Origin of the sequence: uncultured Modestobacter sp. (genome assembly GCF_947486615.1) — a bacterium.
Taxonomy (GTDB): domain Bacteria; phylum Actinomycetota; class Actinomycetes; order Mycobacteriales; family Geodermatophilaceae; genus Modestobacter.
Genome location: NZ_CANKUD010000009.1, coordinates 51,579 through 63,485, shown reverse-complemented (window position 1 = coordinate 63,485; position 11,907 = coordinate 51,579). Strand labels below are relative to the sequence as shown.

The 11,907-nt window shown below is 73.3% G+C and carries 11 protein-coding genes; 6 read left to right on the top strand and 5 right to left on the bottom strand.

The annotated features are described in order from the left end of the window. Positions 1-35 precede the first annotated feature (35 nt). Both Q1A09_RS16375 and Q1A09_RS16370 read left to right on the top strand, forming a co-directional pair. Entirely contained in the window at positions 36-317 is a 282-nt protein-coding gene (locus Q1A09_RS16375; protein ID WP_299957115.1) for a thiamine-binding protein, read from the top strand. A gap of 15 nt (positions 318-332) precedes the next feature. Continuing rightward, on the top strand, positions 333-1,124 hold the full coding sequence (locus Q1A09_RS16370; RefSeq protein WP_299957112.1) for a GNAT family N-acetyltransferase: 792 nt from the start codon (positions 333-335) through the stop codon (positions 1,122-1,124). Between the two features lie 139 nt (positions 1,125-1,263). On the opposite strand, the gene Q1A09_RS16365 is transcribed toward Q1A09_RS16370, so the two are convergent. Next, positions 1,264-3,342: a 3-hydroxyacyl-CoA dehydrogenase NAD-binding domain-containing protein gene (locus tag Q1A09_RS16365; RefSeq protein ID WP_299957109.1), complete on the bottom strand. Its 2,079-nt coding sequence runs from the start codon at positions 3,340-3,342 to the stop codon at positions 1,264-1,266. After that, positions 3,339-4,562: a thiolase family protein gene (locus tag Q1A09_RS16360; protein WP_299957106.1), complete on the bottom strand. Its 1,224-nt coding sequence runs from the start codon at positions 4,560-4,562 to the stop codon at positions 3,339-3,341. The genes Q1A09_RS16365 and Q1A09_RS16360 overlap by 4 nt, the downstream gene beginning before the upstream one ends. Positions 4,563-4,864: 302 nt before the next feature. On the opposite strand from Q1A09_RS16360, the gene Q1A09_RS16355 reads away from it, so the two are divergent. From Q1A09_RS16355 to Q1A09_RS16340, 4 genes are all read left to right on the top strand, one after another. Further along, positions 4,865-5,950 (top strand): sugar ABC transporter substrate-binding protein, encoded by a 1,086-nt coding sequence (locus Q1A09_RS16355; protein WP_299957103.1) that lies wholly within the window; start codon positions 4,865-4,867, stop codon positions 5,948-5,950. Between the two features lie 71 nt (positions 5,951-6,021). Beyond that, positions 6,022-6,816: an ATP-binding cassette domain-containing protein gene (locus Q1A09_RS16350; RefSeq protein ID WP_299957100.1), complete on the top strand. Its 795-nt coding sequence runs from the start codon at positions 6,022-6,024 to the stop codon at positions 6,814-6,816. Between the two features lies 1 nt (position 6,817). After that, positions 6,818-8,104 carry a sugar ABC transporter permease gene (locus Q1A09_RS16345; protein WP_299957097.1) on the top strand — a complete coding sequence of 429 codons (1,287 nt, stop codon included), beginning with the start codon at positions 6,818-6,820 and terminating at the stop codon, positions 8,102-8,104. A 144-nt stretch (positions 8,105-8,248) separates the two neighbouring features. Continuing rightward, the gene (locus Q1A09_RS16340; protein WP_299957094.1) at positions 8,249-9,094 is read left to right on the top strand and encodes a hypothetical protein; all 846 of its coding nucleotides are present in this window, start codon (positions 8,249-8,251) and stop codon (positions 9,092-9,094) included. A 21-nt stretch (positions 9,095-9,115) separates the two neighbouring features. Here the strand turns inward: Q1A09_RS16340 and Q1A09_RS16335 are convergent, their stop codons facing one another. From Q1A09_RS16335 to Q1A09_RS16325, 3 genes are all read right to left on the bottom strand, one after another. Beyond that, positions 9,116-10,267, bottom strand: coding sequence for an HRDC domain-containing protein (locus tag Q1A09_RS16335; RefSeq protein WP_299957092.1), 1,152 nt, complete (start codon positions 10,265-10,267; stop codon positions 9,116-9,118). Positions 10,268-10,374: 107 nt separating this feature from the next. After that, positions 10,375-11,085, bottom strand: coding sequence for a response regulator transcription factor (locus Q1A09_RS16330; protein ID WP_299957089.1), 711 nt, complete (start codon positions 11,083-11,085; stop codon positions 10,375-10,377). 125 nt (positions 11,086-11,210) lie between these two features. Next, the gene (locus tag Q1A09_RS16325; protein WP_299957086.1) at positions 11,211-11,834 is read right to left on the bottom strand and encodes a DUF3000 domain-containing protein; all 624 of its coding nucleotides are present in this window, start codon (positions 11,832-11,834) and stop codon (positions 11,211-11,213) included. Positions 11,835-11,907 lie beyond the last annotated feature (73 nt).

Genomic DNA, 11,907 nt, shown 5'->3' with positions numbered 1-11,907 from the left:
CGGGGGCCGGAGGACACCGACGGGACGAGGGAACTGTGATCATCGCCGAGATCCAGGTGGCACCGTCACCGCCCGGCACCGCCGAGGACCCGCACGCCTTCGTGGAGGCGGCGATCCGGGTGATCCAGGCGTCCGGGCTGCGTTCGGAGGTCGGTGCGCTCGGGACGACGCTGGAGGGCGACGCCGACACGGTCTGGGCGACCCTGCGAGCCGCGCACGAGGCGATGCTCGCCGCGGGTGCCAACGCCGGGATCTCGCACGTGAAGATCGCCTCGGTGGACCGCACGATGGACTCGCTCACCCACAAGTTCCGCTGACGACGGCGCGGACCCGTGCTGTCGGACGAAGCGGTCACCAGGGCCGTCGAGCAGTTCTGGTCCTCGAGTGGGCAGCTCGACCGGCTGGACGGCGGTCTGCTGGTCCGGCACCAAGCAGCGCCGACCCACCCGCTCGGCACCTTCCTCTGCCGGGTCCGGGTGCAGACCGTGGCGGAGCTGGACACCCTGGTGGGCGACGTCAGTGACCTGTTGGCCGGGCCGGCTGCGCGGGTGCTGGTCGACCCGGCCACCGCACCGTTCGTGGAGGCGGAGCTGACCGTTCTTGACTGGCTGCTGGAGACGCAGTTGCAGCTGGTGCTGCCGGCCACGGAGGCGTTGGCTCACCCCGGCGACGGCCTGGGCTGGGAGTTCGTGGTCGTGCGCACCGACGACCACTGGGCAGCGGTCGTCGAGCTCTTCCGGCTGGATCACGTCGAGGAGGACCGCCGGCTGGGGCGACCGGCCCGCCAGCCAGGGGCAACAGCGGAGGCCGTGGCACTGCGTCGGGCGCTGGGGGAGGAAGTGGAGTACCTGCTGGCCCAGCAGGACGGCCGGCCGATCGGCTGCATCGCCTCCTGGGTGGGCGAGGAAGGCGTGGGTCTGATCGAGGACGTGTTCGTCCACCCGGACCACCGCGGGCGCCGGGTTGCCACCGCACTGCTCGGGCTCGCCGTCGGGAGGGTGCGTGCCCGAGGAGCCGGTCCCGTGCTGATCGGGGCAGAGCCGGGGGACACTCCGAAGAAGCTCTACGCCACCCTGGGATTCCGCCCCACCGCCGTCACCCGGAGCTGGTCACCGCCGACCTGACGCCGACGAGAGCGCCACACCCCACGCGGGATGCGGCGCTCTCGTCGTCTCGGACCATGATCGCCGTCCTCACCCGGTGGTCGCCGACCGCACGCCACAGCGTGAGGTCGGCGACCGGGGAGTGCGGACGGCGGCCGCCTCAGGCGGGGAGCGAGGCCACCCCGCGGGGGAGGAACCGGGCACCGGTGACCGCCTCGGAGACGCCGGCCCGGTCCAGGTACGCGGAGATGCCGCCGAGCCAGAACGGCCAGCCGGCGCCGAGCAGCATCGCCAGGTCGATGTCCTGCACGGCCTGGACGACGCCGTCGGCCAGCATCAGCCCGATCTCCTCGGCCAGCGCCCGCTCTGCCCGGTCGCGCAGCTCCTCAGCGGTGAGCGGGGAGTCGCCGCTGTCGATGCCGGCCAGCTCCGGGTCGATGACGCCGGGCTCGGAGAAGACCGAGGTCTTGCCGAGCTCGACCATCCGGCGCAGGCCCTCGCCGACGCCGAAGCGGTCGGGGAACGCCTCGTGCATCCGCTCGGCCACGTGCAGCGCCACCGGCGGGCCGACCAGCGACAGCAGCTCGAACGGCGTCATCGGCAGGCCGAGGGGCTCCAGCGCCGTCTCGGCGACCGCGACCGGTGTGCCGGCGTCCACGGCGGCGGTGACCTCGCCGAGGAACCGGGTGAGCAGCCGGTTGACCACGAACGCCGGGGCGTCGGCGACCAGCACGCACGACTTCTTCAGCGCCTTGCCCACGGCGAAGGCCGTGGCGAGGGTGGCGTCGTCGGTGCGCTCGGCGCGCACCACCTCCAGCAGCGGCAGGACGGCGACCGGGTTGAAGAAGTGCAGCCCGACCACGCGTTCCGGGTGCTGCAGCTGCGCCGCCATCTCGGTGACCGACAGCGCGGAGGTGTTGGTCGCCAGCACGCACTCGGGCCGCACCACGGCCTCCACCTCGGCGAAGACCTGCTGCTTGACCGACAGCTCCTCGAAGACCGCCTCGATCACCAGGTCGGCGTCGGCGAACGCGGCCTTGTCCAGCGAGCCGGTGACCAGGCTCTTGAGCCGGTTGAGGGCGTCGGGGGAGAGCCGCCGACGGCCGGCCAGCTTCTCCAGTTCGGCGTGCACGTAGCCCACCCCCTTGTCGACGCGGGCCTGGTCGACGTCGGTGAGCACGACGGGCACCTCGAGCCGGCGCACGAACAGCAGTGCCAGTTGGGAGGCCATCAGCCCGGCACCCACCACGCCGACCTTGGTGACCTTCCGGGCCAGCGCCTTGTCCGGCGCCCCGGCCGGCCGCTTGGCCCGCTTGTTGACCAGGTCGAAGGCGTACAGGCCGGCCCGCAGCTCGTCGCTCATCAGCAGGTCGGTGAGCGCGTCGTCCTCGGCAGCGGTCCCGGCGGTGAAGCCGGCGTCGCCGGCCCGGGCCAGGTCGAGCAGCTCCACCGCGCGCAGCGCGCCGGGGGAGGCGTTGCGGGTGCGGGCCGCAACGATGCCGCGGGCCCGGGCGATCGCGTCGTCCCAGGCCGACCGGTCCACCTCGGGACGGCGGACGGCGACGTCCCCGGAGAGGACTCCGGCCGCCCACTCCAGCGACCGCTCCAGGAAGTCCGCCGGCTCGAACACCGCGTCGGCGATGCCCAGCGCAGCCGCCTTCGGCGCCGGGGTGACCTTGTTCTGCGCCAGCGCGTTGTCCACGATGACGCCGACCGCGGCGTCGATGCCGATCAGGTTCGGCAGGAGCTGGGTGCCGCCCCAGCCGGGCACCAGGCCGAGGAAGACCTCGGGGAACGCGACGACGGCGGTGCTCGCGATCGTCCGGTGGTGGCAGTGCAGCGCCAGCTCCAGCCCGCCGCCCATCGCCGCGCCGTTGACGAAGGCGAACGTCGGGATCGCCGAGTCCTTCAGCCGGCGGAACACCCGGTGCCCGGTCTCGGCGATCTCCCGGGCGTCGGCGGCCGAGGTGATCGCTGGGACGCCGGACAGGTCGGCGCCGACCGCGAAGATGAACGGCTTCCCTGTGACGGCGATGGCGACCGGGGCGGGGGAGTGCGCGGCGACCTCGTCCAGCGCGGCGTCCAGCGCGGCGAGCCCGCCGGGGCCGAACGTGGAGGGCCGGGTGTGGTCGTGCCCGTTGTCCAGCGTGATCAGCGCCAGCTCACCGGCCAGCCCGGGCACCCGCAGGTACCGCACCTTGGCGGCGGTGACGACCTCGTCGGCGAAGACGGCGCTCATGCCGCAGCCCCTTCCCAGTTCGGGTTCTCCCAGATGACGGTGCCACCCATGCCGATGCCGATGCACATGGCGGTCAGGCCGTAGCGGACGTCGGGCCGCTCGGCGAACTGCCGGGACAGCTGGGTCATCAGCCGCACGCCGGAGGAGGCCAGCGGGTGGCCCACGGCGATCGCGCCGCCCCACGGGTTGACCCGCGCGTCGTCGTCGGCGATGCCGAAGTGGTCCAGGAAGGCCAGCACCTGGACCGCGAAGGCCTCGTTGAGCTCGAACAGCCCGATGTCGTCGATGGTGAGCCCGGTGCGGGCCAGCGCCTTCTCCGTCGACGGGATCGGCCCCACGCCCATCACCTCGGGCTCGACGCCGGCGAAGCCGAAGCCCACCAGCCGCATGCCCACGTGCAGGCCCAGCTCCTCGGCGACGTCCTCGGCGGCCAGCAGGCAGCCGGTGGCGCCGTCGTTCAGCCCGGCGGCGTTGCCCGCCGTCACGTGCCCGTGCGGGCGGAACGGGGTCTTCAGCGTCGCCAGCCCGTCGAGCGTCGTGCCCGGGCGGGGCGGCTCGTCGACGGTGGCCAGCCCCCAACCGTGCTCGGCCGACCGGGTGGCCACCGGCACCAGCTCCGGGCCGATCCGGCCGGCTGCCACGGCCGCGGCATACTTCTGCTGGCTGGCCAGCGCGAAGGCGTCGGCCCGCTCCTTGGTCAGGTGCGGGAACCGGTCGTGCAGGTTCTCCGCGGTCGAGCCCATCACCAGTGCCGAGCCGTCGACGATCTGCTCGCTGACGAACCGCGGGTTGGGGTCGACGCCCTCGCCCATCGGGTGGTGGCCCATGTGTTCGACGCCGCCGGCGATCGCGACGTCGTAGGCGCCGAAGGCGATGCCGCTGGCCGTCGTGGTCACGGCGGTCATCGCCCCGGCGCACATCCGGTCGATCGCGAACCCGGGCACGCTCTTCGGCAGACCGGCCAGCAGTGCGGCGGTGCGGCCGATGGTCAGCCCCTGGTCGCCGATCTGGGTGGTGGCGGCGATGGCGACCTCGTCGACCCGGTCGGCCGGCAGTGCCGGGTTGCGGCGCATCAGCTCCCGGATGCAGCGGACGACGAGGTCGTCGGCACGGGTCTCGGCGTAGATCCCCGTCGGCCCCGCCTTGCCGAACGGGGTGCGCACGCCGTCGACGAAGACGACCTCGCGCAGTGAGCGTGGTGGCCGCTCTGCAGATGACACTCCGACCTCCGCGATGAGTTCAGTGCCGGCCTCGGCAGAGGACGGCCCGAATGAAGTTACCCGCTGGTAACAGCGGTCGGCGACCAGTTCCCCCGAGGTGGGGGTGCAGCACCCGAAGATCGCCGTACGGCGGGGAATCCCCGGTCAGACGTCTGTGACGTCATCCGAGAGTTTCGGTCACGTGCTGATAACGGAGTTCGCTTGTGCTTGTGGTCACACCAGTGACCCGCGCAACATCGCGCCCGGCAACCATCCAGACTTCGACGAAACGGCAGGCCCTGATGGCGCGACGGCGCACCCTCATGACGGCTCTCGCAGCCACCCTCGTGTTCGGCTTGACCGCCTGTGGCGGCGGCGGCGACGACGACGGTGGTGGCAGTGGCAGTGGCGGCGGCGGTGGCGGCGAGGCCGCCGGCAAGGTCGGCGTCATCCTCCCCGACACCGAGTCCTCGCCCCGCTGGGAGTCCTTCGACCGCCCGCTGCTGGAGGCCGCCTTCGAGGAGGCCGGCATCGAGGCCGACATCCAGAACGCCCAGGGCGACGCCCAGCAGATGCAGACGATCGCCAACCAGATGATCACCAGCGGCGTGACCGTGCTGGCGATCGTCAACCTGGACAACGCCTCCGGCGCCCAGATCCAGGACCAGGCCGCCCAGCAGGGCGTGGCGACCATCGACTACGACCGGCTCACCCTGGGTGGCTCGGCGGAGTACTACGTCTCCTTCGACAACACCGAGGTCGGCCGGCTGCAGGGCCAAGGCCTGGCCGACTGCCTGGGCGACGAGCCGGCGAACGTCGCCTTCCTCAACGGTTCGCCCGACGACAGCAACGCCACCTCGTTCTCCAACGGCGCGCACGAGGTGCTCGACCCGATGAGCCAGTACACCCAGGTCGCCGAGCAGGCCGTCCCGGGGTGGGAGCCCACCGAGGCGCTGACCATCTTCGAGCAGATGTACACCCAGCAGGGTGGCGACATCCAGGGTGTCCTGGCGGCCAACGACACGCTGGCCAACGCCGTCATCCAGGTGCTGGCGCGCAACAACCAGGCCGGCGCGGTGCCGGTCACCGGTCAGGACGCCTCGGTCGAGGGCCTGCAGAACATCCTGGCCGAGCGGCAGTGCATGACGGTCTACAAGCCGGCGGCCGAGGAGGCCAACGCGCTGGCCGAGCTGGCCATCGCGCTGATCAACGGCGAGGAGGACCCCTCCATCGTCAACGGCGAGTCCGAGGACCCCGAGGGCGACCGGACCGTGCCGTCGGTGCTGCTGGACCCGGTCACCATCACCCGCGACAACGTGAGCCGGGTCGTCGAGGACGGGCAGGTCACCGCCGCTGAGCTGTGCACCGGCGAGTACGCGGCCGCCTGCACCGAGCTCGGCATCCAGTAACCCCATCCGTCTCGGGGCGCCCTCCGTTCGCGGAGGGCGCCCCGCAGTCGTGTTCCCAGGAAGGACCACGCATGTCCGTTCCGAAGTCCGAGGACGGGTCGCCGATCCTCGAACTGCGCGGGGTGACCAAGAGCTTCGGCGCCAACCAGGTGCTGCACGGGGTCGACCTGAAGGTCTACCCGGGCTCGGTGACCGCGCTCGTCGGCGACAACGGCGCCGGCAAGAGCACGCTGATCAAGTCCATCGCCGGCATCCACCCCATCGATAGCGGTGAGTTCTGGTTCGACGGCGAGCGGGTGCAGGTCACCGGCCCCCGGGACGCCGCGCACCTGGGCATCGAGGTCGTCTACCAGGACCTCGCGCTGGCCGACAATCTCGACGTCGTGCAGAACATGTTCCTGGGCCGCGAGCGGACCAAGGGCGCCGTCCTCGACGAGGCCTCGATGGAGCAGGCGGCCAAGGACACCCTGACCACGCTCTCGGTGCGCACCCTGAAGTCGGTGCGCCAGCTCGTCGCCAGCCTGTCCGGCGGTCAACGGCAGACCGTGGCGATCGCCAAGGCCGTGCTGTGGGAGTCCAAGGTCGTCATCCTCGATGAGCCCACCGCCGCCCTCGGCGTGGCGCAGACCCGGCAGGTGCTCGACCTCGTGCGGCGGCTGGCCGACACCGGTCACGCCGTCCTGTTCATCACCCACAACATGGTCGACGTCTTCGAGGTCGCCGACCGCGTGGCCGCGCTCTACCTCGGCCGGATGGCCGCCGACGTCCCGATCTCCCAGGTCGACCGCACCCAGGTCATCGAGCTCATCACGTCCGGGCGCTCGGGCGACCTCGGCCTGGACCAGTCCGTCTTCGAGGGGGCCTGACATGGCGAGCAACACCGTCCCCACCAGCGACCTCGAGCCGGGGGAGTCCGCGCCGTCCGGCTTCGAGGGCGACCGCCGGGCGGACACCGTCGGCGGCGTCGTGCGGGGGTACGTCGACCGGATCCGCGGCGGTGACCTCGGCGCCCTCCCGGCGGTGCTGGGCATCGTCGTGCTCACCGCGCTGTTCTTCGCGCTGCGGCCGGAGACCTTCCTGACCCCGCTGAACATCACCAACCTGCTGATCCAGGCGGCGCCGATCACCCTGCTGGCGATGGGCCTGGTCTGGGTGCTGCTGCTCGGCGACATCGACCTGTCCGCCGGCGTGGTCAGCGGCGTGTGCGCCGCGGTGCTGGCCCAGCTGCTCGCCGAGGTCGGCGTCCCCTGGTACATCGCCGTGCTCGGGGCGCTGGTCACCGGTGCGGTGATCGGTCTGTTCACCGGCACGCTGGTGGCGATGATCGGCATCCCGTCGTTCGTCGTGACCCTCGCGCTGTTCCTCGCCTTCCAGGGCGTGACGCTGCGCATCATCGGCCAGGGCGGCACGGTGCCGATCCGGGACGACGTGATCCGGGCGCTGACCAACAGCTACATCCCGGTGGGCATCGGCTGGCTGCTCGCGGCCGCGGTGGTCCTGCTCTACGCGGCGCTCACGCTGAACCGCTGGCGGGGGCAGCGCAGCAAGGGCCTGATCACCCAGCCGCTGGGCATCGTGCTGCTGCGGATCGCGATGATCACGGTCGTCGTCGTGGTGCTCACCGCGATCCTCAACGCCGACCGCGCGCTGTCGGCCGCGATCGACCTCAAGGGCATCCCGTACGCGATCCCGGTGGTCGTGCTCCTGCTGCTGGCGCTGACGTTCCTGCTCGGGCGGACCACGTTCGGCCGGCACGTCTACGCGGTCGGCGGCAACAAGGAGGCCGCCCGCCGCGCCGGCATCAACGTCGTCCGGATCCGGATCATGGTGTTCGTGCTGTCCTCGTCCATGGCCGCGGTCAGCGGTCTGGTCGCCGCGGCCCGGCTCAGCTCGGTGACGCCCGGCTCCGGTGGCGGGAACACCCTGCTGTACGCGGTAGGTGCGGCGGTCATCGGTGGCACCAGCCTCTTCGGTGGCCGGGGCCGGGTGCGCGACGCGGTGCTCGGTGGCCTGGTGATCGCCATCATCGACAACGGCCTCGGGCTGCTGGGCGTCTCGGCGTACCTGAACTACATCATCACCGGTGGCGTGCTGCTGCTCGCCGCCTCCGTGGACGCCCTGGCCCGCCGCCGCGCGGCCGCCGGGCGGAGTTAGCGCTCCAGCGCGCCACCGCTCCAGCGCTCCAGCGCGCCACGGCAGCGGGGCGGTCACCGGACATCCCGGTGGCCGCCCCGCTGTCGTGCACCCCAGCGGACGGGAACGTTCGCTACGGTGTCGGCACCGGCGCAGGGGGTGGCGATGCGGATCAGGCAGGTGCTGCGGAGCGTGGTGCCCTGGCTCGCCGTGGGCGTCCCGCTGGTCGAGGTCGGGCTCGTGCTCGCCGACGTGCTCCCCGTGGGCACCGCGCTCGCCGTCGCCGTCGCCCTGGAGGTGCTCCTCGCCTGGGTGTTCCTCGCCGAGGCCACGCTGTTCCGCGGCGCCTACCGCCGCACCCGGCAGGCCGGGGGCACCCGGGGGAGCGCGGTGCTGGCCGGCGCCGAGGCGGCGCTGCCGCGCCCGGTGTACTGGGTGGTCCGCTCCGAGCTTGGCGTGCTCCGGGCACTGGGCCGGGCGCTCCGCCGGCGCACCGTGGTCCGTCCGGGGGAGGAGGCGTTCTCCTACACGTCCCGGATCGGGGTCGTGCTCGGCACGGTCATCGGGCTGACCCCGGTGGAGATCGGCGTCGTCCACCTGCTGCTGCCCTGGCCGACCGTGCGCTGGGTGGTCTTCGCGCTGGCCGTGTACGGGCTGCTCTGGCTGATCGGCTTCTCGCTGTCGCTGCGGCAGAACCCGCACACCCTCGACGCCGACGCGCTCACCCTGCGGTTCGGGCAGCTACGGACCGTGCGCGTCCGGCTCGCCGACGTCGTCGCGGCCCGGGTGGCCGCCACCGACGGGGCGAAGCGGAACCTGGAGGTCACCGACGACCAGGTCGCGCTCAGCGTCATGGGCGAGACCAGCGTCCGGCTGACCCTGCGCCTCGGCTCGACCGTCGACCTGGACGGGCAGGCCGTGCCGGCGGAGGCCGTCGCGCTGTTCGCCGACGACGCCCGCCGCCTGGTCCGCGAGCTGCGGACCAGGCTGGCGGACCCCGTGCGGAACTGAGCCGGGGGCGGCCGGGCGGGATCAGCCCTGCGCGGCGGCCTCGGTGAGCAGGTCGCGGGTCAGCCCGACCTGCCACTCGCGGGCACCGCCGGCACGCAGCGCGTCAGCCACCGAGTCGGCGTCGGCGGGAGCCGGAGGTGCCCACATCAGCCGGCGGACGAGGTCGGGGGAGAGCAGGTTCTCCACCGGCACCGACCACTGCTCGGAGACCTGCGCGAGCCCGGCCCGGGCGGCCTTGAGCCGGGCAGCCGCGGCCGGGTCCCGATCGGCCCAGCGGTTCACCGGCGGCGGGCCGTCGCCGGCGCGGCTGTGCAGCGGGAGCTCCTCCTCCGGCAGCGCCCGGGCCCGGGTCAGGGCACCGAACCACGTGCCGACCAGCTTGCGGTTCGCCCGGCCGCGGAAGACCGGCAGCTCCAGCAGCGCGCCCTCGGTCTGCGGGTCGGCCTGCACGGCGGAGACCATCGCGGAGTCGGGCAGCACCCGGCCCGGGGCGATGTCCCGGCGCCGGGCCAGGTCGTCGCGGGCCTGCCACAGCGACCGGAGCATGCCCAGCTGCCGGCGGCTGCGCAGGCCGTGCATCCCCGACGTCCGCCGCCACGGGTCGACCCGGGCGGCCGGGGGACCGGCGGCCAGGATCGCCTCGAACTCCTGCCGCGCCCACTCGGTCTTGCCCTGCTCGTCCAGGATCCGGGCCAGCTCGTCGCGCACCTCGACCAGCACCTCGACGTCCAGCGCCGCGTAGACCAGCCAGTCCTCCGGCAGCGGCCGGGTGCTCCAGTCCGCGGCCGAGTGGCCCTTCTGCAGCGACAGGCCCAGCAGCGACTCGACCACGGCACCCAGACCCACCCGGGGCAGCCCGGCCAGGCGCGCGGCGAGCTCGGTGTCGAACAGCTTCGTGGGCACCAGGCCCAGCTCGGCCAGGCAGGGGAGGTCCTGGTTGGCCGCGTGGAGCACCCACTCGACGTCCCCGATCGCCCGCTGCACCGGTGACAGGTCCGGCAGCGGGACCGGGTCGATGAGCCCGGTGCCGGAACCGGCGCGCCGGATCTGCACCAGGTAGGCGCTCTGGCCGTAGCGGTAGCCCGAGGCCCGCTCGGCGTCGACCGCCACGGGTCCGGAGCCGGCGGCCAGCGCGTCGGCGTAGGCGACCAGCGCCGTCGAGGTCTCGATCACCGGCGGCAGGCCGTCGCGCGGGGTCAGCAGCGGCGTCGCCGGTGGCCCTTCCTCGACGGGTGCCTGCGTCGCGGGGTCGGGGGACAGCTCGGTGCCCGGGTCGGTGCTCAGTTGATGACCCCCGAACGGATGCCGAGCGCCACCATGTGCGCCCGGTCGCCGGTGCCCAGCTTGCGCGCGATGCGCGCCAGGTGGCTCTTCACGGTCAGTGCGGACAGGTCCACCTTCTCGCCGATCTCCTTGTTCGTGTGCCCGTCGGCGACCAGCCGCAGGATGTCCCGCTCGCGGGCGGACAGCTCACCGACAGCTTCCTCCACACCGGTCTGGGTCAGCCCCTGGGCCAGGCTGCTGGCGATGCCCGGGTCACCGAACACCTCGCCGGACAGCGCGGCCCGCAGCCCCTCGGTGAGGGTGGCCAGCGGGCTGGTCTTGAGCACGTACCCCTGCACGCCGGCCAGGAACGCGGCCCGGACGACGCCCGGGTCGGTGACCGAGCTGAGGACGACGGTGACCGGCCAGCCCTCGGTGCGCAGCGTGGGCAGCAGCTCCAGGCCGCGCCCGGGGTCGCCACCGCGGCCGCCGCTGTCCGGGCCGACCTCGGGCAGGTCGACCTCGAGCACGCACAGCGCCCGCGGGCCGGAGACGTGCGCCCGGACCCGCGCCTCCTCGAGCGAGGCGGCCTCCTCGACGTCCCGGGCGCCGAGGGCGCGCAGCCGGCCGGCCAGCGCCTCCCGGAGCAGCGGGGAGGGGTCGACGACCAGCGCGCTGGCGTTCGGCCCGAACAGGACGCCGTCGGACCACAACTGGCCCAGAGGCATCGGCCCTCCTGTCGTCGGACCGGACCCGGCACGGCGGTGATCGGGGCTGATCACCCGCGTGCGGGCCCGGCGTGTCCGCGCACTCGGCCCTGGTGGCGTTACGCCGAGTGGAGTACGGAGGGAGTCTAGGCGTCGGTGCCGACGGTCTGCCCGTCCGAGCCGAGCAACCGGAAGCCGGCCGGGGGCAGCCCCGCCGCGTTGGACAGCACCTCGAGGAACGCGTTCAGGTGCCGGTCGAGGTCGGTGCCCTCCGCCGTCCAGGAGGCGCGGATCTCCACGTCCACCGAGTGCTCCGGGGCGGCGATGGAGCCGAACCGGGTCGAGGCGGTGCGGGTGACCGTGCCGCCGACCGAGTGGTGCTGCGCCCCGGAGTCGGTCAGCGCGTCGGTCAGCCAGCTCCAGGCCACCTCGGAGAACATGCTGTCGTCGACCATGTCGGAGTCGGTGCTGGCCGAGACGAAGCCGACGCAGCGGGTCGTGCCCTGCCACGCCTCGTGCCCGTCCGGGTCGAACAGCACGATGAACCGGCCGCTGGCCAGCTCCTCGTCCTCGTCGTCGGGCGAGCCGACCTCCAGGCCGATGGCGTGCGACCACGGCGCGAGCCGCTGCGGGGCCGGGATGTGCTCGACGGCGATCTCCGGGCGCGGGTGTACGGTCGCCAGCGCCTCGAGAGCGGCCTGGAAGACGGCGGGCTGCGGCCCCGGGGGCACAGCGGTGCCGCCGTCCAGGCGAGTGCGCTGCTGGGCCACGAGCGCAGGGTAGGTCGCCCGCCACCGGATGGGACCCCCCGACGCGCCGCCCCACCCGGCCGACGCGCAGCCG